Origin of the sequence: Chlorogloeopsis sp. ULAP01 (assembly GCF_030381805.1) — a bacterium.
Lineage (GTDB): Bacteria > Cyanobacteriota > Cyanobacteriia > Cyanobacteriales > Nostocaceae > Chlorogloeopsis.
Genome location: NZ_JAUDRH010000001.1, coordinates 154906 through 175236 on the forward strand (window position 1 = coordinate 154906; position 20331 = coordinate 175236).

General features: G+C 38.0%; 20 protein-coding genes. 9 read left to right on the plus strand and 11 right to left on the minus strand.

Features of this window, described 5'->3' with window-relative positions:
- Nucleotides 1-9 precede the first annotated feature (9 nt).
- Entirely contained in the window at nucleotides 10-966 is a 957-nt protein-coding gene (locus QUB80_RS00800) for a 50S ribosomal protein L11 methyltransferase (protein WP_289788111.1), read from the minus strand.
- A gap of 470 nt (nucleotides 967-1436) precedes the next feature.
- On the opposite strand from QUB80_RS00800, the gene QUB80_RS00805 reads away from it, so the two are divergent.
- From QUB80_RS00805 to QUB80_RS00825, 5 genes are all read left to right on the plus strand, one after another.
- Nucleotides 1437-3173, plus strand: a complete 1737-nt coding sequence (locus QUB80_RS00805) for an ABC1 kinase family protein (RefSeq protein ID WP_502875265.1) — start codon at nucleotides 1437-1439, stop codon at nucleotides 3171-3173.
- A 70-nt stretch (nucleotides 3174-3243) separates the two neighbouring features.
- Nucleotides 3244-3618 (plus strand): hypothetical protein, encoded by a 375-nt coding sequence (locus QUB80_RS00810; RefSeq protein WP_289787600.1) that lies wholly within the window; start codon nucleotides 3244-3246, stop codon nucleotides 3616-3618.
- A 160-nt stretch (nucleotides 3619-3778) separates the two neighbouring features.
- Nucleotides 3779-4027 carry a hypothetical protein gene (locus tag QUB80_RS00815; protein ID WP_289787601.1) on the plus strand — a complete coding sequence of 83 codons (249 nt, stop codon included), beginning with the start codon at nucleotides 3779-3781 and terminating at the stop codon, nucleotides 4025-4027.
- A gap of 313 nt (nucleotides 4028-4340) precedes the next feature.
- On the plus strand, nucleotides 4341-4577 hold the full coding sequence (gene vapB / locus QUB80_RS00820) for a type II toxin-antitoxin system VapB family antitoxin (RefSeq protein ID WP_289787602.1): 237 nt from the start codon (nucleotides 4341-4343) through the stop codon (nucleotides 4575-4577).
- Nucleotides 4574-4960, plus strand: a complete 387-nt coding sequence (locus tag QUB80_RS00825) for a type II toxin-antitoxin system VapC family toxin (protein WP_289787603.1) — start codon at nucleotides 4574-4576, stop codon at nucleotides 4958-4960. Before vapB ends, QUB80_RS00825 begins: the two co-directional genes overlap by 4 nt.
- A gap of 97 nt (nucleotides 4961-5057) precedes the next feature.
- On the opposite strand, the gene QUB80_RS00830 is transcribed toward QUB80_RS00825, so the two are convergent.
- The 10 genes from QUB80_RS00830 to QUB80_RS00875 form a co-directional block, all read right to left on the minus strand.
- Nucleotides 5058-6092: an Npun_R2821/Npun_R2822 family protein gene (locus QUB80_RS00830; protein WP_289787604.1), complete on the minus strand. Its 1035-nt coding sequence runs from the start codon at nucleotides 6090-6092 to the stop codon at nucleotides 5058-5060.
- 22 nt (nucleotides 6093-6114) lie between these two features.
- Nucleotides 6115-6987, minus strand: coding sequence for an Npun_R2821/Npun_R2822 family protein (locus QUB80_RS00835; RefSeq protein ID WP_289787605.1), 873 nt, complete (start codon nucleotides 6985-6987; stop codon nucleotides 6115-6117).
- A 7-nt stretch (nucleotides 6988-6994) separates the two neighbouring features.
- The gene (locus QUB80_RS00840; protein ID WP_289787606.1) at nucleotides 6995-7969 is read right to left on the minus strand and encodes an Npun_R2821/Npun_R2822 family protein; all 975 of its coding nucleotides are present in this window, start codon (nucleotides 7967-7969) and stop codon (nucleotides 6995-6997) included.
- Between the two features lie 3 nt (nucleotides 7970-7972).
- A complete protein-coding gene (locus QUB80_RS00845) occupies nucleotides 7973-8935 on the minus strand; it encodes a glycosyltransferase family 10 domain-containing protein (RefSeq protein WP_289787607.1) in 963 nt (320 codons plus the stop codon).
- Nucleotides 8936-9048: 113 nt separating this feature from the next.
- On the minus strand, nucleotides 9049-10260 hold the full coding sequence (locus QUB80_RS00850) for a glycosyltransferase family 4 protein (RefSeq protein ID WP_289787608.1): 1212 nt from the start codon (nucleotides 10258-10260) through the stop codon (nucleotides 9049-9051).
- Entirely contained in the window at nucleotides 10257-12512 is a 2256-nt protein-coding gene (locus QUB80_RS00855; RefSeq protein ID WP_289787609.1) for an ATP-binding cassette domain-containing protein, read from the minus strand. The genes QUB80_RS00850 and QUB80_RS00855 overlap by 4 nt, the downstream gene beginning before the upstream one ends.
- Nucleotides 12513-12703: 191 nt before the next feature.
- Nucleotides 12704-13879: a glycosyltransferase family 4 protein gene (locus QUB80_RS00860; protein ID WP_289787610.1), complete on the minus strand. Its 1176-nt coding sequence runs from the start codon at nucleotides 13877-13879 to the stop codon at nucleotides 12704-12706.
- Nucleotides 13880-13889: 10 nt separating this feature from the next.
- Nucleotides 13890-14738 (minus strand): glycosyltransferase, encoded by an 849-nt coding sequence (locus QUB80_RS00865; protein ID WP_289787611.1) that lies wholly within the window; start codon nucleotides 14736-14738, stop codon nucleotides 13890-13892.
- A 21-nt stretch (nucleotides 14739-14759) separates the two neighbouring features.
- On the minus strand, nucleotides 14760-15683 hold the full coding sequence (locus QUB80_RS00870; RefSeq protein ID WP_289787612.1) for an alpha-1,2-fucosyltransferase: 924 nt from the start codon (nucleotides 15681-15683) through the stop codon (nucleotides 14760-14762).
- 75 nt (nucleotides 15684-15758) lie between these two features.
- Complete coding sequence (locus QUB80_RS00875) at nucleotides 15759-15968, minus strand: hypothetical protein (RefSeq protein WP_289787613.1); 210 nt, start codon at nucleotides 15966-15968, stop codon at nucleotides 15759-15761.
- Between the two features lie 363 nt (nucleotides 15969-16331).
- Here QUB80_RS00875 and gloB point away from each other — a divergent pair, with 363 nt between their 5' ends.
- The 4 genes from gloB to dnaB all read left to right on the plus strand — a co-directional run bounded on the left by gloB (nucleotide 16332) and on the right by dnaB (nucleotide 20070).
- The gene (gloB, locus tag QUB80_RS00880; protein ID WP_289787614.1) at nucleotides 16332-17168 is read left to right on the plus strand and encodes a hydroxyacylglutathione hydrolase; all 837 of its coding nucleotides are present in this window, start codon (nucleotides 16332-16334) and stop codon (nucleotides 17166-17168) included.
- Between the two features lie 504 nt (nucleotides 17169-17672).
- Complete coding sequence (rplI, locus tag QUB80_RS00885; protein ID WP_289787615.1) at nucleotides 17673-18131, plus strand: 50S ribosomal protein L9; 459 nt, start codon at nucleotides 17673-17675, stop codon at nucleotides 18129-18131.
- Between the two features lie 144 nt (nucleotides 18132-18275).
- Nucleotides 18276-18425, plus strand: coding sequence for a hypothetical protein (locus QUB80_RS00890; RefSeq protein WP_289787616.1), 150 nt, complete (start codon nucleotides 18276-18278; stop codon nucleotides 18423-18425).
- A gap of 289 nt (nucleotides 18426-18714) precedes the next feature.
- Nucleotides 18715-20070: a replicative DNA helicase gene (gene dnaB / locus QUB80_RS00895; protein ID WP_289787617.1), complete on the plus strand. Its 1356-nt coding sequence runs from the start codon at nucleotides 18715-18717 to the stop codon at nucleotides 20068-20070.
- Nucleotides 20071-20331: the final 261 nt, after the last annotated feature.

Sequence of the window (20331 nt, forward strand, 5' to 3'; positions counted from 1 at the left end):
CCTCGCCCATTATTCTGCTTTCAAGCGATGAGCAAGTGCTACCCACTCGTTGATTCGTTCACAATCAATCACTTCAAATCCTGCCTCTGTTAAAGCTGTGACAACATCATCTTCGCGATCGCTTGTAAACCCAGAGGTAATTAATAGTCCTTGGTGTGCATGAGTATTACGTAGTGCACGCTGAAAATCACTAGCGAGGGCAATATGCATTCGTGCCAGAATATTGGCAACAATCAAGTCAAATGTCTCTGTAACTTCGATTTTTTCTACATTGCCGATGGTATCTCCTCCCATCCAATGCCCAAAGTCGCTTCCACTTCCCAGGCTTCCTTCTATAACTGTCACCTGTTGTTCTACTCCATTACGACGTACAGCATCCTGAGTTGCATTCACAGCAGTACTGTCGTTGTCTAGCGCCAAAACTTTAGCTCCCAACTTTGCGATCACTACACTCAAAATACCTGAACCTGAACCCAAATCAAGGACATTCATGTTAGGGACAATATACCTCTCAAGTAGTCGCACAGAGACAATCGTTGCTGGGTGTAAACCGCTACCAAAAGATAGAGTTTTCTTTAATCTCAAGATGACTTCGCCTGCTACCTCAGATTGATAAGGAGTATCAGGAGCAAGGACAACAAATCGTTTACCAATTCTATTTACAAGGGGGTTGAGTAAATCTGCATCTGTAGTTTTTTTTTCAACCACACTCATCTGCATCTCAGTTGTTAACCCCGTGCGGTGCAAAGGCGATAGTAAATTTACAATTTTTTCTACACGTATTCTTGAAGTGGCATCATAGGGTAGATATATGTAAATTGTAAATGTCCATTGGGAGTGTTCTAAATCCCGATCAATATATTGTGTAATCTGAATATCATTAATATCGACAGTCTCAGCAAGCAGCGTACAAACCCAATCAACCGCCTCATGTGTTGTATCGAGGCTCAATTCCATCCAAGGCATATTTCTCCCCTGTTGTAGCTGCATCACTATTGCACGAATACCAACCTGACAGTGAGATTAGTTGGTGACAAACAGCTTTTCAATAGTAGCTCATGCTTAAACTAAATTTTTGAAAATTTATTAAGATAATGTTACTTTTTGATAGATATCTTGGTATTTTTTAACACTTTTATCTACTAGTAACAAAGTCTTCTATGAAGCCTCTATTAAAGCCTCTTGTGGTTTATTTGTTGGCTGTAATTAAAAGATAAAATGAATACTATAGATTTTTTGTTTAGTTACGATATACCTTCCTTAAGTTAGATTAGGTATATATACTTTTGTATAGTAATATAAAATAAAAGATAAAAAGTAACTTTTAGTAAAGTTTGACTACATTCCACAAAGCAGTAGGGGAATAGTCTAACTGAGTTTTGTTGAGCTGATAGGATGCCACACAGCATCTGTGTGCAGCGAATTTTGAATTTTAAATGAAAGAGGTAAATAAGGGAGTGACTTCGCAAACCCTTACACAAAATAATCGACGCTACGATCCAGATGTGATCGCTCGCTACTACCGCTATCGTCCTTGGCTTGCTTGGGCGCGAGCACTGGTGATTATCTGGAATTTTACCGGATTTGTTCTCGGTCTCAAGTGGGACGAATGGCTAAATCAAGTCGAACAGAACAAGTTAAAACGAGCTGTTCAACTGCGACAGATGCTGACACGTCTTGGCCCTACTTTTATTAAAGTTGGTCAAGCCTTATCTACGCGTCCAGATTTGATACGTAAAGATTTCCTAGAAGAACTAGTAAAACTGCAAGATCAATTACCGCCATTCGATAATGCGATCGCCTATCAATTGATTGAAACCGAACTAGGGCGTTCATTACAGGAAGTATATAGCGAGTTGTCTGAGGCTCCTGTTGCTGCTGCTTCCTTGGGTCAAGTATATCGCGGTCGCTTGCACAGTGGCGAAGAAGTGGCGGTGAAGGTGCAGCGCCCCAATTTACGCCCACTTCTCAGCCTCGATCTTTATTTAATGCGTTGGGCTGCTAAGTGGCTATCTCCTTGGTTACCTCTCAATCTCGGTCACGATCTAAGCTTGATTGTGGACGAATTTGGGATCAAGTTATTTGAGGAAATTGATTACCTCAATGAAGGGCGCAACGCTGAAAAATTTGCCACTAACTTCCGTAACGATCCGCGTGTTAAAGTTCCAGCTATTTACTGGCGTTATACTTCCACCCGTGTTTTAACACTGGAGTGGCTGAATGGCTTTAAGCTTACTGATACAAAAAGAGTTCGCGAAGCTGGCTTAGATCCGGAGTCTATTATCGAAATTGGGGTAACTTCGGGTTTACAGCAACTGTTGGAACACGGTTTCTTCCATGCCGATCCCCATCCAGGTAATTTATTTGCCATGCCTGATGGGAGGATGGGCTACATCGATTTTGGCATGATGGATCAGTTGGATGAAACCACCAAAGAAACACTGGTGGATGCGCTGGTGCATCTGATCAATAAAGACTATAACGACTTAGCACAAGACTTTGTGAATCTGGGTTTCTTGACACCAGATACAGATATTCGTCCCATTGTGCCAGCCCTAGAAGCAGTATGGGGAGATGCCATTGGCAAAAACGTGGGAGATTTTAACTTCAAAACAATTACAGATAAGTTCTCGGAATTGATGTATGATTATCCTTTTCGAGTTCCTGCCAAATTCGCTTTAATTATTCGTTCTTTGGTGACGCAAGAAGGTATTGCCCTTAGTCTCAACCCAAATTTCAAAATTGTAGAAGTAGCCTATCCCTACGTAGCGCGGCGGTTACTAACTGGCGAATCTCCTCAATTACGCCGACGCTTGTTGAATGTGTTGTTCAAAGAAGGTAAATTCCAGTGGCAGCGATTAGAGAATATGATTGCGATCGCTCGCACTGATGGAGACTTTGATGTATTGCCCACAGCTAAGTTGGGGTTGCAATATCTCTTGTCTGATGAAGGTAAGTTTTTGCGCCGTCAGTTAATATTAGCTCTGACTGAAGATGATCGCTTGCATACTGAAGAAGTGCAACGTTTGTGGAATTTGGTGAAAGACGACTTAACACCAAATCGATTGTTTGATGTAGCGATCGGAGTTTTGACAGAATTATCTAGAGAAGGAGTGGCGGCAATCTTACCATCAGTTACTGCTTTGACTTCTTTTCATAGTAAAACTAGCTAATGGTTAACAGCTAATGGTTAAATAAAAAACAATGAGCAGTTAGCAATTAGCAATCTTAATCAGGAGATTCATGTACTACTATCAGCTACAACCGCCGTATTTGCTTCTAGTTTTCGGTTTGTTTGTTGCCTTAACATCTGGTTTAGCGCTAGCTGGAACACTAAAATTAATCGCAGCAAAATGGCAAAATAAGGGTGCAGAAAACTCCGATGATCAGTTGTCGAAAAGTCAATTAACTTTGCCTTTTTTAGGTATAACTGGTGGTGTAGGTTTTTTTCTCTGTTCAGGATTTGAAATATTTGGTTTCCCACCCTTGCTTTCCTATGGAATTGGCATACCATTGGCGATTGTGACTTGCTTGTTTGTGTGGTTGCAGTTGAGAAGTATGTTGGTTTATGCGGAAGAAAGAGGAATCGAATCTTTAGATTTAGATTCTTGGAGATAGAGTTGCAGCAAATTAAAGAATTCAGAATTCAGAATAAATTACTCTGGATTCTGATTTCAGATTGAAAAAATTAATACTGGTAGTAGTGTATATTCTTCATAGCTGTCATAATTAGGTAAGCTAAAATTAGAGAAGCTTTCAGTCCCTCTTGTTTTTCTATATGCTTCTAAGCGAAATTTTACCAACCGTCAGTCAACTTTCTCATCAAGATAAACTTCGGTTGATCCATTTTCTTCTTTTAGCAGTTGCAAAAGAAGAAGGATGTAGCTTAGAACCTGTTGCAGATATTGAATCAGAGAGCGCACTTCTAAATCAACTATCATCAACTGAAGCTATTGTATGGTCTCCTCAAGCAGATCGTGAGACAGTTCAAGCCTTATCAGATATTCTGCAAACAGCACAGTCGTAGTTTAGTTGACAGTCGTTAAAATAAAAACAGTTTACTTTGTTTCCAAAAATGTTTAAAACAGTTGAAGGAATATATAAAAACGGTAAAATTGAGCTTGCCGAAACGCCACACGGTATTACCTAAAGCCGTGTATTCGTTACTTTCTTAGAAAATAAACCCACCACTTGGCCAGAAACAATTATACAACATCAAGGTGTAGCAGAAAGTATCATTTTTGAATCCTATCGGAATGAGCTGCTACCACCTAATGAAATAGAATTTTAATCATGGGTTATCTACTCGATAATTAACTACTTAACAGGAGAATGATGTTATGACTTCCCAAGTTGTAGATACTAACTCCGAATTAATTATAAAGCTGCAAACCCTACCACCAGAACAGCAACAACAGGTGTTAGATTTTGTAGAATTTTTAGTACAGAAATATGTTCAACCTCCAGAAAAACCCAAAAAACGGGTATTGGGTTTACATAAAGGTCAAATTTGGATGAGTGATGATTTTAATGAACCTTTACCAGATGAATTTTGGTTAGGTGAAGGTGAAATATGAAATTATTGTTAAATACTCACGTACTGATTTGGTGTACTGGAAACCCAGAAAAACTTTCAGAAAAGGTTACAAATTTGCTGACTGATACCAATAATTATTGGCTTGTCAGTATTGCTAGTATTTGGGCAATGCAAATAAAACTTCAGATTAAAAAGCTAAATTTAGCTCTACCGTTATCAGAATTGATAGAAAGTCTACGTCAAACCAACGATTTACAAATTTTACCTATTAAATTAAATCACATATATACATTACAAGATTTACCCAATCATCACCGCGACCCTTTTGACAGAATTTTGGTTGCTCAAGCGATTGTTGAAAATATACCCTTGGTAAGTAAAGATGAAATTTTTGATGCTTACCCCATTAAAAAATTCTGGTAATCAAGCCCTGAGTTATAACACACCTCACCCCAAACTTCACTAAACACTTTTACGGGTGCGATCGCCCTTTTTTCCCTCACCCAATTAAGAAGCGCTATCAGTGGAAAATTTTATCCCTGAAATTGCGATATTTGAGTGTAATATTTCTAGCTTTTTGCCTGAAAAAACTATTAGTATATCTTTGCAAGCGTACTGGTAGACTAGGACGAGTATAGCTTTGAGGTTTAGATTCCGGAGACTTCAGATATCGATAATGTAAAAATGTATCTCTATAGGGTATATCAACATCTTCACCAGCACATAAACGTGTAAATTGTGATGCTAGTATACTCATATAATGCAGGTAAGTCAACCGACGCCCTTGATCGTATAAAACGTTGTCTATAACATCAAATTTAGAACTCCAGTGATTGCCAGTAACTTGTTCTACTTCACACTCGGCAAAGTTATAATAAGTAATTCCACTACGGCAAACCATATAATTGAATAAAGATTGATCTGGGCCTCCTAATGCCATAATATCAGCTTCACCAGCTTTTAATGTATCTAGTAAATCTGCTAAAATAGCTTCAGAAAAAATATTCTTTTTAGCTGCAAACCAACCAGCACAAAATACTTTAAGCTGCAAATTATCGTCATTGAAAACTTGTTTCTGAAGCTCGTAATTACCATCAAAAATATATTTCAAGTCAGACTTATATTGAAAATCATTTGTCACCCAATCATAATCATCTAACTTTTGATATATATAATCTACAGGCCCCATTAATAAGGTATCGGCATCAAAGTAAATAAACTTGTCAAAAATACCATGCAGCGCACAGAGCTTCCGGTGCATAGCTAGACGATAGACTTGCGGCAAACCTCGTTCTCGCCACACTCTTTGCGCTCGATGATGAGCTTTCCATGCTTGGGTGGCAAAGTTTTCCCAATAATGTATCGCTGCTACATCTTCTAGCAGGGTGACATTCTTTCTAGTTGCAACTTCTGTACGGATTTTATCTAGGCGATCGTCATAGGGAATAACGCAAACAGGAATTTCTCTGCCAGCATTAACTTCTATGCTATTGAGCAAAGCAACTAATTGATCGTAGACTACATCATTGGCTAGCGTGTAAATGCCATCTGTCATTTTGCCCCTCCATTCGAGGAAATTAACGGTGAAACAGTCTTTGCAGTAAAGGAACTTTATCTTCCCTAACTTCGTGGAGATAGCGATAGTGTTCCCACAATTTCCAATAGGAGCCACCAGGTTTGATTGGAGTGCCAGCCCAATGCAGATACTTCAGCCTGCGATCGCCATCATAAAGAACATAGTCTTTTTCTTGAAAATGAGGGGAGCCTGCCCAACTACCGGGTTCTCCCTCCGGAGTTTTGACAAGATTACGACGTTTGGTAATGTGTTTGAGAACTAAATAGTTAAGAATAGGCTGATCTGTGACTCCACAAGAAAAATCAAAATACTCTTTATGCATTGCACATTCGCGCAATGTCTCTCCCATCATCTGTTGTGTAATGATTCCTTTTTTAGAAGCCCAAAAGCCACTATTGAAAACGTCTTGAAGTTGTTCTTCAGTAAAAATTTGCTGTTCTTTCACAATTGATGAAAAGATATTCCGCAACCCCTCACTACGGTGATGGTAATCGCAACAAAAGAAATCTACTTCTGCAAGTTTATTTAAGTTATCAGCTATTTTTTCAAAAACAATAATATCAGTATCAATATAAATAAATTCATCTAAAGGGCCAAACCAAACTGCCAATTTTCGCATTTTGTTGGGTAGAGCTAAAAAATCTTTAGGAAAAATTTCTCCTATAGTTTGGGTAAATTGCTCTAAAAATTCTAGATTGGGAAAAATTTGTACTTGATGGAAACAAGTCAGAATATCAGCTACATTTTGGTAATTTTCATTAAATGGGATGAGATAAACCAGAACTTTTTCGTCATAAAAACGAATACTATTAAGTAAGGCGATCGCATTATCGATAACGCGGTCATTAGCAACAATATAAATGCCCCTTTGCATAAATAAATTATCCTTGATTAACTAATTTCAACTTTTTCAATGCTCTTTGTAACAAACTTGGTGGAGGAGCATTATATTTTTTGGCAGGTTTTGTAAATACTGGGCATTTCTCTGGTTCGTGGAGATAACGGTAATAAAGGAACAAATCTCGATAGGGAAATTCAATATTTTCTCCGGCGCACACTGCTGTCATGATCCGAGGAGGAATACCAATATAATGCAGGTAGGTGAGTTGATTGCCTTTGTCATAAAGAATTCGATTTTTCTCTTCAAAATGATTGGAAGTCACACAGCACCCTGTTTTCTGGCTATCCGATAGGTGATGGGAAAAGTTATAAATAGATAAGCTGGATTTCATAAACATATAGTTGAGAACTGGCTGATCACCTGTAGAATAGAGAATTTCCCTCTCACCTGCTCTGAGATAAGATAATAATTCTGCAATTTTTTCCGGATTAAATAAGCCTTGTTTGGAAGCATAGAATCCAGAACAAAAGATTTCATTTTTGAGTCGGTTTTCGTCAAAAGTTTCTAGTAATTTATTTGAATTTATGTTATATACTTTTTCTGGATATAAAAATTGAAAATCATAAACAATACAGTCATATTTATCTAATTTATTAAAAACAAAATCTAGTGAATTCATCACTAGAGTATCGGCATCCATATAAACAAATTTATCAAAAGGGCCGTCAAAAGCACAAAATCGCCGATGTCCGCCATAAATTCTATACTTATCTCTATTCATGCTAGCAGGGCTAGCCTCTAACATAAATTTATCCCAACGATTTATTGATTCTTGATTATTGTAAATCAATACATTAGGACGCTTAGTAATTTCTTCAGTAATACGCTCTATTTGTTCATCAAAAGGATAGATACATACTGGAGTATTTCGACCTAATATGACATCAATACTGTTGAGTAAAGCAATCAGTTGGTCGTAAACGTAGTCATTTCCAAGGGTACAAATACCATCCATAATTTATGAGTTATTAGCAATAAATTTTGACAGCCAGTTAATGAGATTGAGTTCGTGTAAGATAATTTGACGAGCTTCTTGAATTGCTTCTTTTGCTGCATACCAAGCATCAGGAGAAGCTGTGACTTCTTTAATATAAGCAATGCCTTTTTCATCCAAGCTAGGCAATCGTAAAAAACTACCAGCAGGCAACAATTTATCAGCTGCCGATCCGCCATAATAAATTGGCAGACACCATGCCAAGAGTGCATCCCATAATTTTTCACTGACATACCATTTATTACTGCTGTAATTTTCAATTGCCAGGTTGTAATAGTAGGGTGCCATACCATACCATTTATTACCTAATTCTCCCAAGGTTTTTGCTCGTGCAGGTAAGCCGCGCCCATACAAATCAAATTGAATTTCGCTAGCTTGCAGTGCATACAAAAACTCTAACCTCTGGCGATGATTGGCAGTACGATTAATTCCAGAAGTAATCCAACTGCAAGGAGCAACTTTTTTGGATGGAGGCATTTCATTTAAGTCTTGAAATGAGTTAGAGTGATACCAAATTGCAGGCATATAGTCAGGATTGGGAGCAAAATCATCTGCCCCTGAAATGTAGCCACAATACTGCTGTGCTTGCTGATAGTTGTATTTATTTATCTCAATAATTTCTTCTAAAGGTGGTTCTCGTAAAAGATAAATAACTTTTTCTTTGGGAACATTACGTAAGAGAGAGGTAATATTTACGTCTGATTGTTTTTGTTGTTTACTAAATCTTTTTAACCAGGATTGTTGCTGTTTTTGAGGTTTGGGAAAATCAAATTGATACATTACTAAGTAATCTGGTTTTTCTGCCAAAGCTTGTAATTGTATATTGTTCCAAATTCCAAATGCATGAGGGGTTTGTTGCCACAGCCAATCAGTTCTATTTTCTAAACTGCGATAGCTGCTAATCATGCCAATGGTTTTAATAGTCATTTTTTTATCACTCTAATATGAAGGCAGAAGGCAGAGGGCAGGAGGCAGAAGGAAGGAAAAGGGTATACGCAGTTAATGTTGGCTAGTTATTTCAAGAGTTCTTTTCTTTCTTGTTAAGCGACTAGTTGAGGGTGAAAAGACTCATCAACGTAGCTGAGAATTTTTGCTGCTCGATTTTCCCAAGAAAACTGTTTGACAAATTCAATGCTGTTAGCATAGCCTTCGATTTTGCGAGGATAATTTTCTAAAACTTGCCTGAGAGATGCAGCAAATTTAGTTGGGTTATCAGGTTCGCACCAAGCAGCGATCGCCTGAGTATTTTTAAACTCCATTAAAGAGGGAATTTCTGTTGCCACAATCGGAGTGCCAGAGGCGAAGTAATCGAATAACTTTAAAGGAGATGTAAAAGTTGCTGCTTCTCCCCAACAATGAGGGTGAGCTAAAACATCGGCTGCTTGGAGCAGAGATGGTAAATCTTCATGTAAGATGTAGCCGAGAAATGTAATGTTACTAACTTGCTTTTCTTGAGCTAATTGCTGATAGTTTTTTACCTCTGTTTCATTACCACCTGCACAAACAAATTGAATATTTGACATTTCCAAAGCCACATCAATTAGAACATCAATACCTTTAAATTTTCGTAGCGCTCCTGCATAGACAACTAGTTTTTTTCTCCCATTTTTGAGCAGTTTTTGACGCCATGCTGTTGCTTTTTCTGGTTGTCTTTGCATAAATAAACGATTATAGCCATTATGGATTTTAATTACTTTTTCTGGTGGCATTCCATGTTGAATCATGGTGTCGCGAATGGTATCGGCAACTGTGACAGCAATTTGAAATAGTGGATGTTTAACTATTTCTTGTTCAAATGGTTTATCTTCGTGGTGATGATGTTCGTAAATTGCTGGTACACCATTTTTAATTGCAGCTTTGATAAAATTCCAATTGCGACTGTGAACAAGTTTAGTAGTAGGGAGTATGTAAAATGGAAAATAATATTTTGTGGTAATAGTATTTGAGTTATTAAATTTACTAGGAAAATAATCAACAGGCCAAGGCATCGCTAAGGGAGCAACTTTTAGTTTGTCATGAAGGTTATAATATTTAATAAGTGTTTCTGGAACTTGTTGAGGATAAAAAGGACGAGCTAAATTAATTGGATTAAGTGCTTTAAATCCTTTATAAGGATATACCAAAACTGTTGAATAACCTAAGTTTGCGGCTGCATTAGCTGCATTTGTAGATTGTACTAAATGGGCTTCTGGCTTTGGTAAATCTTCTTGGATGAAAAAAATGTAGTGCTTTTTAAATTTAGTATTTTTCATAATTTTAAATATTTAATTTTATCTTCAAAAACTTCTAGACTATTGAGTAAATGTATGGCAGATTTAAAAGCACTTTGAATAAATTGATTTTCTTGCTCAATGCTTTCTGTATAATTGTCAGAAATTAAACGCATTAAATTTACTATTTCATTGGTATCTGTACGAAATTCACTCGATATACTGCTATAACTTGGATGATTAATAGTAGCATCGGAATCTAGCTCTCCCGTAAGAGAGGGCTGCCATTTAATTTGCAAGTTAACGATGTCTTCAAAAATATCAAGAATATTAATAATACCTAAAGCAGATTTATAAGCATCTGTAATTAATTCCTGCCGTTCTTGGGGATTATCTTTAAAGTTATCAATTAATAATAGTAGGAAGCCAATCATTGAGTTTAGTCGCGTGCGAATTTCGTGAGAAATTTGGATTAAACTTTGCTGACGTTTGCTGGCTGTTTCTTCTTGTTTACCAAATTGGATTGAGTACAAACGCGAGTAATAACCACCTTTTTGTAAAAGTTCCTTATGGGTTCCTACCTCTACCACGCATCCTTGATCTAATACGGCTATTTGATCGGCTTTTTGCACTGTGGAGAGACGATGGGCAATGACTAAGGTAGTACGATCGCGACTTAAATCGTCAATCGCCGCTTGTACTAAACGTTCAGAAACGGTATCTAATGCGCTGGTAGCTTCATCGAGAATCAGGATTTCTGGATCTTGTAGCAGCGCCCGCGCTATTGCCAGACGCTGTCTTTGCCCCCCAGATAACATGACGCCGCGATCGCCAATTAAAGTATCAAATCCTTGCGGTAATTTGCTGATAAACTCGTAAGCATTTGCTCTTTTGGCTGCGGTAGTTATTTCATCTTCGCTGGCATCTGGTTTTCCGTAGGCAATGTTATTCCGCACCGAATCGTTAAAAAGAAAGGTATCTTGACTGACAATTCCCATTGCTTTGCGCACAGATGTCAGAGTAAAATCCCGCAGATCGATGCCGTCAATGGTAATCGAACCAGAAATCGGATCGTAAAATCTGGGTAAGAGATCTGCTATTGTCGATTTACCTGCACCAGAGCTACCTACTAAAGCTAAAGTCGTTCCCCGTGGCAAATATAAATCCACATCCTTGAGTACCAACTTTTCCCGCTCTGGATAGGCAAAAGATATATTGTTGAAATGGATACCTTGATTTAATTGGGTATAAGGGATATTACCCTCATTCATCCGAGGTTTATTATCCCAGCATAAAAAATCAACAGCTAATTCCATGCTGGTAGATGTGTTGGCAAAGTTATTGCGAAGAGTATTTAACTGAGAAATTAGAGGTAGTAATCTTAGTAAAAGTAATAAATATGTCAGGAGTACAGTTGATAGCGAAGCGATTTGCTCTTTAAAAAACGTGCGACTTAAAAAGACAATTAGCATTAAAGCAGTAATTCCCATTACTTCACTAATTGGTGCGATCGCCTCTGAATTCATTTGCGATTGGAAATCTGCTTTTTCGCGATCGCGAATCAGCTGTTTAATTTTTAGGAATTCTTTCTCTTCATTAGCTGTTGCCTTTACGAGTCTAATTCCACTCAGAATCTCTAATACAGCTATTGAATATGCTTTTGACATTTCGCTGAGTTGTTTGCCAAATCTGCGAGAACGCCCAATCACATATTGATTAACTAAAGTTACAAAAAACAGCAAAACTGTAGTTGCGAGCGTCAACTGCCAGGAAATAGATAATAGCAAGCTTACAAAAACTAAAATTGTAATTCCTAAGATAATTAATTTCACACTATTGCCAATAGTACTGGCAGCACGTCCGATTTCTCCCCCCAGGCGATTGATTAAATCACCAACTTTCATTTTGGTGTAATAATCTAAATCAACTCTTAGTAAGAGTTGCACACCTGTTTCACGCATATCAGAAGTTAATCGACGCGTTAAATAACTAGATGACAAAGTACTAGAATAAATCGCTATATTTTTTAAAAAAATTGTCAGTATAATTGCCCCAGCCATTACCCATAATCGATGATTTTCCGGTAATTGCTCAAACGGAGATATAATCGCTTTGAGACTGGGAGGAGCACTGCTAAAGTCTACCTCTTGTCCCACTATTTTTAAAATTACTGGCACAATTAAAGCTGTACCAACCCCATTAAACAAAGCTCCAGAAAATCCCAATATTATCGTGATAAAAATTAAGCCTGGATAGGGTTTGGCAAATCTTAGTAGTAGCTTTTTGGTAAACATTGGGGACAATTATGACTGTTTACTTATTCTTAAAAATATTCATCTTTGTCAGGCTCCATGCAAAATTAAACTAAAAAATTATCATACTGGCGAGCCGTTATAACACGTATACATATCTATTCAGCTTGATTATAAAAACCAAGTGAATTACATCTAACTAATCTTTAATTTTCAATACTATATATGTATATTCACAACCGAGAAATTACCGACTTTAGACTAGATGCCATTGCCTCTAAGCTATATTTTTCAATACATCTTTCTCTAGCTTTTCTGCCAAGTTCATTTGCTGCATCTAAATTTTGAAATATTGATTCAATTTGCTCGGCAATTTGTGCGGGAGAACTAGGTTCAACTAAATATCCAGTTTCACCTAAAATATCGGGAATGTCTCCTACTTTTGTTGATAGTATAGGTTTAGCCATTGCCATTCCATCTGTTAACTTTAGAGGAAATTGAGCACGAGTTTCGGGAGTATCTCGCTGTGGAACAACAATGACATCAGCAGCAGCTACCACATCAGGCATTATATCAACAGGATACTTTGGTAATTTGACGATCCAACGTCCCCACTGCTGTTGAAGTTCTCGATCATAGTCATCATAGGGGCTGCCACCCACTATTACTAGTTTTAAATCAGGCTGATTAATTTTATCTAACGCTATCAAAACATCTTCTAAACCTTTATATGGTCTTGGCGCACCAGGAAACATTAAAATTCGATATCCAGATAAACCATAGCGATTTTTACTAGCATCACTGTCATATTGAGCAGGATTAAATAATGAGGTATCCTTACCATTAGGGATAAATGTGCCTCCAAAACGCTGCTGCAAAAATTTTGTATTTACCGTTACTGCATCAGCTTTTTTTACTAAATTATCTATCCATTTTAAGTACAAAGGATGATTAGGATTTCTCAAAGCACCATCTTGTTTCAATAAATCCCTAGCAAACTGTTTGAGTGTAGGACGGTAATACCAATTATCGCCACCATGCCAACTCATTTCCCAGTCATCTATGTCTACAATTACTGGACGGTGAGTATAAAATCTATTTAAAAGCGCAACGCCAAAACTGGCTGGTTGAGGCTTAATTGCATAAATAATATCTCCTTGAATATGCTTGAATAATTTTCCAATAGATTTGAAAAATTTGGGATAACTTGCACCTTCTACAGCGTAGATATCAGTATTTTTAGGAATTGCTTCATACAAATTTTTACCAAATAAAAATCCCAGGACTTCTGTTTTATATCCCAGCTTTTGCAAGGCTGTTTGTAACAAAGAAGCACGAATAAAGCCATCATTGGTTGATAAATTCCAGACAAGTAATGATATTTTTAATTTTTCTTTGCTTTTTACCATATATAAATAATTATTTTTTCCGCCAAGGATTTTTAATTTGATTTGGTAAAATCACTTTAGCTAATTTATCAATTACTTTGGTATAAATTGAGCTAGTAATATCTTTGGCATATTGAGGTCTATAAGGGTAAGTACAATGCAGCACTTTAATAGGCTCGTCATTTTTTTGATAGCAATCTTTCCATTTACTCAGATAATTATAGGTAGGCGATAATATTTTTATGCTTGGCTTCACGGTAGCGATCGCAGAAGCAAAAGCCCCTTGATCCTTTAACAGCAATTTATCTTGATTGCTTCTGACAATTTCAAAGTAGTCTTTAAATTTTTCAAAAAATACTTTAGTTGACTCTGTTTTTTTAAAAGCCATAAAACCACCATTATACTGAATGCTATCTTCTTGTAGTGGTAAACCGACAGATTGCAGTATCGATAAAACATTCGGTAAAGTATCTTCTTGTTTGCCTCGCACTAAGTTTGTAGCTTTAGCAATTGAAGGTTGTACATCTTCAGTTAATAAAAAATCATATTCATCTAAATACTCAAATACATCGTTAATATCAGAAAGCAAGCAAATATCGGCATCCAAGTAGATAGTTTTCTCAAATTCATTAGACGCTTCATATAAAGCTAGCTTTGCTAATCGCGATGCCAAAACTGTATTTTCATTTGCAGGAGCAGGTTTGAGAATTACATTTTTGAAAATGGTGAGCAAAGGGTATAAAATCTTGGGAACACGGTCAATTAAAACAATTATTGGTTCTTGATGAAATTTTCTAACTGATGCTAAAAAATGAATACAATCTTGAAAAGAGTAAAGACCTGTCAATATAGTAATAAATCCTCTACTTTTTAATGTCATATATTTCTTAATTTTTTATTGTTAATGCGTCCATTCCCAGTAACTCTTACTCCAGTCTTCGTTATGGTGAAAAATACCCTGCCATTCATAAAATTGAATAAAATCTTTAATATTTACATTTTTGTTAATATCCCTAATCATGTAGAGAGGACGTTCCCCATAAAAAGATGCCCACATAGTATAACTACTAGGAGGGCCAATAATATAATCACATTCAGCTAATGAATACAAATCCTCTATTATATGATTATTGCCAAATACATAAGATAACTTCTGAAAGTGATGATATTGTTGTTGTTCATTAGAACAAATCAAAAATGTAACTTTTTGATTCGGAAATAGAGCTTGTGCCGATTCCATTACTTTTACGTACTGCTCCACTTCAAAAAAATATCTGCTATCTTGATGCTGGCGATAATCTCCATGTCGAATATGAACGCCAATTACAATATCAGTTTTCTGACGAATACTAGATATTAGATGTGATACATTATCTTGATATTTTTTTAAAGGATGGAAGTAGGTACGAATAGCTTCTTTATATTTGCGGAGTTTCTCTACTTCAGCTACAAACCATCCATCACGAAATAACCATCCTTGGAAAAAAGTGAGCTTTCCTGGTTGCAATTTTTCCACGACATTGGAATTACTCCAATTAAATGGTTTATCTCGCTTAATATCGATAACTTCAAAATACCTACTATCAACTAAATAGCGATTTAATTTATAGTATAAATTGCGTAGAGTTTTATTACCAATAATAGGAAATTGCGAAGCAGGATAAGAACAAAGTAAATCTCTAGCTGTAGCTGCAAAAAACTCCGCGTAATCCTCAAATGCTGGGTTCAAAACTGTCAAATTATTTTCCAGCGCAAATGCTATAAAATTAGCAAATAGTAAGAGCCTATTTCCCAATTGCCCAGACTTTGCAGATATTACCAACATACTTATAACTTACAAAAGAGCTGTACTGGCTTGATATAAATAACTGAGCAATTGTGTAGTTATTCATTCTATATCTTACCAATCAACTAATTTCAAACGACTTGTCTGAAGATAGTCAAATACACGATTAATTTGGCGACGACTTTCGTCACTAATTTCACCATTAGCAAGTGCGCTTGAAGTTAGCAAAAGATGGTCTTTACGGCTCATCTTTCCTGATGCGATAATTCTGTTAACAATTTTTTCAACAGCTAACTCTGCTTGGTTTTCAATAGTTTTATACATTAAATTTTGATTACTCATATATCTGATAATGTGTGTAAAACTCTCATGCCAAAATTTCCTCAACCTTTGCTTACAGGAGAAAATTATTGTCATAATAAAAATTATGAACATTAACATCCGATAGCAAGTTTATTGAAGCTGTTTAACTAAAATTTATGAGCAGATTTTAGGTGCTCACAATACTAAATCTATCTTTGTATCTACTTTTACACCCACAGAAGTTTTACGGATAAATTAAGACACTTTTACTGAGTCGGACAAACTTTCAGTAAAATTACAGTTATTAGTTAATTTTTTTTAACAATAATGCGAGATCTAATCTCAACAATATAAACCTTATTGATTTATCAGGGAGTACAGAAAATGCAAGTACTTCGTCTAGAAGCACTTTCTGACAATTATATTTTTTTGTTGTGTGATCGCCCGAACAGGGGTGACTGTGGTTGCTATACAACCACAGCATCGGCGGGCGCGTACGGCGATCGCCAAAAAAATATTGCTGCTGTTGTCGATCCAGCACAAGCACAGCCAGTTTTAAAAAAACTTCATGAATTAAAGTTAAATCTAGTAGCAATATTTAACACACATCATCATTCAGATCACGTGGGTGCCAATAAAGAATTGATACAACTGTTTCCGGATGTGAAAGTATACGGTGGAGCAGAGGATCGAGGAAGAATACCCGGACAAAAAGTATTTTTACAAGAAGGCGAGCGCGTTAAGTTTGCAGATAGAGTTGCAGAAGTAATCTTTGTACCTGGGCATACCCGCGCTCATATCGCGTACTACTTCCCTCCTCAGAACCCAGAAGAGACAGGAGAATTATTTTGTGGTGATACACTTTTTGCTGGCGGCTGCGGTCGTTTATTTGAAGGCACACCAACGCAAATGGTAGAATCTTTAAGCAAACTTCGTTCTCTGCCTGAGAATACACGAGTTTGGTGTGCTCATGAATATACATTAAAAAATTTACAATTTGCTCTCACAGTGGATGGTAATAATCCCCACTTACAGCAAAGATATGATGAAGTGAAGGCATATCGCAATCGAGGAGAAGCTACTGTTCCCTCACTGCTAGAAATTGAGAAACGTACAAATCCCTTTTTACGTTGGGATCAGCCAGCATTACAATCAGCAACTAAGAGTAAAGATTCGGTGCAAACCTTTGCCCGCCTGCGAGGAATGAAAGATAGATTTTAATGAAGAAGGCAGCTATGCAGAAGGCAGACGGCAGAAGGTAGTCCCTATGAACTTAGTACACCACCAAGTATGAAAAAGGGCATTGGGCAGTAGTTATACAGATTTCTTCCCCTACACCCCTAAACCCTTACACACGCCAGATGACGCCACGTGCTTTATGCCGGGAGACCCTTTCACCAGTCACCTGTGGAGGAGGACAGTCCGTTGGGGGGGTCTCCCCCGTTGTAGGAACTGTCCGTTGGAAACCCTCCCGCAGTGCTGGTTCACCACCGCAGTGGCTCCCCCACACCCATTTTCAAGACAGGAGGCAGCAAGCACAGTCAGAACCCATAAATAAAATTAGGAGTTTTAAGACTTGCGATCGCACCCTATATTTCGCTAGGATCTCTAGGTTGATTGGCTATAAGCAAACGCTCCTGGGGATAAAGCTACACTTGTTGTGAACTATCTTGCTGAACCCCAAGATATTGAGATTTTACAAGCAACAGAGAAAAAAGAAAAACAATGGCGAAACGCGTGCAGTTAGTTTTAACTCAGGATGTCAGAAAGCTGGGCAGATCCGGCGACTTAGTAGAAGTAGCACCCGGCTATGCTCGTAATTATTTAATTCCCAAGAGTATGGCAACTTTTGCTACTCCTGGTATTCTCAAGCAAGTAGAACGTCGCCGAGAGTTAGAACGTCAGAGACAACTAGAACTTAAACAACAAGCTCAAGAACAAAAAGCAGCTTTAGAGAAAGCTGGCACCTTCAATATTGCCAAGCAAGCTGGTGAAAAAGAAGCCATTTTTGGTACAGTTACCACCCAAGACGTAGCTGATGTGATTCAACAAACCACTGGGATTGAAGTGGATCGGCGCGGTATCACCATACCTGATATTGGCATTCTGGGAACTTACGAAGCAGAGATTAAGCTACATTCAGAAGTAACAGCTACAGTCAACATTCAAGTTGTAGCCAGCTAAAAATCTACTTTTGTGGAGTTGAGAACACAGAATCAATCTTCTGTGTTTTTTCAATTTTTAGTTCTTTACAAAAAATATCTCTGGTTTGTAGAGACGTTGCACTGCAACGTCTTTATATATTGGAAGTGAAAGTAATACCAATGCGTGGATTTTGGAGCCACTGCGCCTTTACGGGTTTCCCGGCATAAAGGAGCCAGTGCGGTGCGGAGCCAGTGCGGTGTAGACGCCCTCCGGGCGGCTTCCCGCAGGGTAGCACCTGGCGTCACGTGGCGTGATTTTGCGAAAAGTTTGTAGACGCGGAGTGGCTTCCCGTAAGGGTGCGGTGAGCAGCGCCTTGGGCGGGTTCCCCGACTTGTGGCGACTTCGTACACGCGAAGCGGGTTCTCGTTAGAGTACCCGGAGGGAGGTTTCCTCCGAAAGCGTTGCTCCTCCACAAGGAGGCTCAAAGCTTTTCAAGACGGATTTTGGATTAAAACCATGATGAATAGACTATTCCAGAATTTTGAAACCAGACTCCCGCGTGCCAATTTGGTATTATGCACTATAGGAGTAATAAATTATTACTCTAATCTAAAATTTTTATATGTCTGAAGAACTAAATTTTCAAGGGCTAGGCAGCGATCGCCTACCTCCCCAAAATATCGAAGCAGAAGAAGCAATACTGGGAGGTATATTGCTCGATCCAGAGGCAATTAGCAGAGTCAGCGATCGCTTAGTACCAGAAGCTTTTTACATTAGCGCTCATAAAGATATCTATCAAGCGGCACTGCGTCTTTACAGTCAAGGCAAACCTACAGACTTGCTTGCGGTGACAAGTTGGTTAAATGACCACGATCTGCTTGCTCGTGTTGGTGGTAGAAATAAATTAGCTTCCCTTGTAGACAGAACAGTTTCGGCAGTTAACATCGACGCTTTGGCAATGCTGGTGATGGAAAAATACCTGCGGCGTCAGTTAATTAAAACTGGTAATGAAATTGTTCAGTTGGGTTATCAAACAGAAGATGAGTTACCACAAATCCTCGATCAAGCAGAACAAAAAGTTTTTGCGATCGCCCAAGAACGTCCTCAGTCAGGTTTAATTCATATTGCTGATACCTTGGTAAATACTTTCCAAGAAATAGAGACACGTCACCAAGGTGTAGCTTTACCGGGTATCCCTTGTGGATTTTACGATCTAGATGCGATGACAAGTGGCTTCCAGCCTTCTGATTTAATCATTGTTGCTGGCAGACCGTCAATGGGGAAAACTGCCTTCTGCTTGAATTTAGCTTATAACGTTGCCGCTTTATATAAATTACCAGTTGCGATTTTTAGTTTGGAAATGTCCAAAGAACAATTGGTACAGCGTTTATTAGCAAGCGAAGCAGAAATTGAATCTGGTTATTTGCGCAGTGGACGTATCAGTCAATCTCAGTGGGAACCTTTAAGCCGTGCGATTGGTATGCTCTCGGAAATGCCAATTTTTATTGACGATACACCGAATATTACAGTTACAGAAATGCGGAGTCAAGCACGACGTTTGCAAGCAGAAGTTGGAACGAACTTGGGGCTAATTGTGATTGATTACTTGCAATTAATGGAGGGAGCAGGTGACAATCGCGTGCAAGAATTATCTAGAATTACCCGCAAAATTAAAGGTTTAGCGCGTGAATTATCTGTGCCGGTGATTGCCCTATCTCAGTTGAGTAGAGGTGTAGAAGCACGTACTAACAAGCGTCCAATGTTATCTGATTTGCGAGAATCAGGATCAATTGAGCAAGATGCGGATTTAGTAATAATGCTCTACAGAGACGAATATTATAATCCTGATACTCCTGAAAGAGGTATTGCAGAAGTAGTCATTGCTAAACATCGTAACGGCCCAACAGGAACTGTTAAACTTTTATTCGATCCGCAATTTACGAAGTTTAAAAATTTAGCTAAACCAAGTAATTATTAATGAAAGTAGTTAGTAGTTAGTAGGTAGTAGGTAGTAGTTAATAGCCAAAATGCCCTCACCCTAGAAGAGTAGGGCTATACAAACGAAGACTGCCTTCGCAGTCTCTAAGGATTTTAGCCCACGGAGGTGGGCTTTGCTGGTGTAGCCCCAGACTTCCAGTCTGTAGGGCTATACAAACGAAGACTGCCTTCGCAGTCTCTAAGGATTTTAGCCCACAGAGGTGGGCTTTGCTGGTGTAGCCCCAGACTTCCAGTCTGTAGG

Bases quoted from the DNA above. Each gene is read 5' to 3' on its own strand.
- QUB80_RS00840 (WP_289787606.1), bottom strand. From the start codon at position 7,969: ATGGATGGTATTTGTACCCTTGGAAATGACTACGTTTACGACCAACTG.
- QUB80_RS00875 (WP_289787613.1), bottom strand. From the start codon at position 15,968: ATGTATAAAACTATTGAAAACCAAGCAGAGTTAGCTGTTGAAAAAATT.
- QUB80_RS00860 (WP_289787610.1), bottom strand. From the start codon at position 13,879: ATGGTAAAAAGCAAAGAAAAATTAAAAATATCATTACTTGTCTGGAAT.
- dnaB (WP_289787617.1), top strand. From the start codon at position 18,715: ATGTCTGAAGAACTAAATTTTCAAGGGCTAGGCAGCGATCGCCTACCT.
- QUB80_RS00825 (WP_289787603.1), top strand. From the start codon at position 4,574: ATGAAATTATTGTTAAATACTCACGTACTGATTTGGTGTACTGGAAAC.
- rplI (WP_289787615.1), top strand. From the start codon at position 17,673: ATGGCGAAACGCGTGCAGTTAGTTTTAACTCAGGATGTCAGAAAGCTG.
- QUB80_RS00845 (WP_289787607.1), bottom strand. From the start codon at position 8,935: ATGACTATTAAAACCATTGGCATGATTAGCAGCTATCGCAGTTTAGAA.
- QUB80_RS00805 (WP_502875265.1), top strand. From the start codon at position 1,437: ATGAAAGAGGTAAATAAGGGAGTGACTTCGCAAACCCTTACACAAAAT.
- QUB80_RS00815 (WP_289787601.1), top strand. From the start codon at position 3,779: ATGCTTCTAAGCGAAATTTTACCAACCGTCAGTCAACTTTCTCATCAA.
- QUB80_RS00855 (WP_289787609.1), bottom strand. From the start codon at position 12,512: ATGTTTACCAAAAAGCTACTACTAAGATTTGCCAAACCCTATCCAGGC.
- QUB80_RS00810 (WP_289787600.1), top strand. From the start codon at position 3,244: ATGTACTACTATCAGCTACAACCGCCGTATTTGCTTCTAGTTTTCGGT.
- QUB80_RS00870 (WP_289787612.1), bottom strand. From the start codon at position 15,683: ATGTTGGTAATATCTGCAAAGTCTGGGCAATTGGGAAATAGGCTCTTA.
- QUB80_RS00830 (WP_289787604.1), bottom strand. From the start codon at position 6,092: ATGACAGATGGCATTTACACGCTAGCCAATGATGTAGTCTACGATCAA.
- gloB (WP_289787614.1), top strand. From the start codon at position 16,332: ATGCAAGTACTTCGTCTAGAAGCACTTTCTGACAATTATATTTTTTTG.
- QUB80_RS00850 (WP_289787608.1), bottom strand. From the start codon at position 10,260: ATGAAAAATACTAAATTTAAAAAGCACTACATTTTTTTCATCCAAGAA.
- QUB80_RS00800 (WP_289788111.1), bottom strand. From the start codon at position 966: ATGCCTTGGATGGAATTGAGCCTCGATACAACACATGAGGCGGTTGAT.
- QUB80_RS00835 (WP_289787605.1), bottom strand. From the start codon at position 6,987: ATGCAAAGGGGCATTTATATTGTTGCTAATGACCGCGTTATCGATAAT.
- QUB80_RS00865 (WP_289787611.1), bottom strand. From the start codon at position 14,738: ATGACATTAAAAAGTAGAGGATTTATTACTATATTGACAGGTCTTTAC.
- vapB (WP_289787602.1), top strand. From the start codon at position 4,341: ATGACTTCCCAAGTTGTAGATACTAACTCCGAATTAATTATAAAGCTG.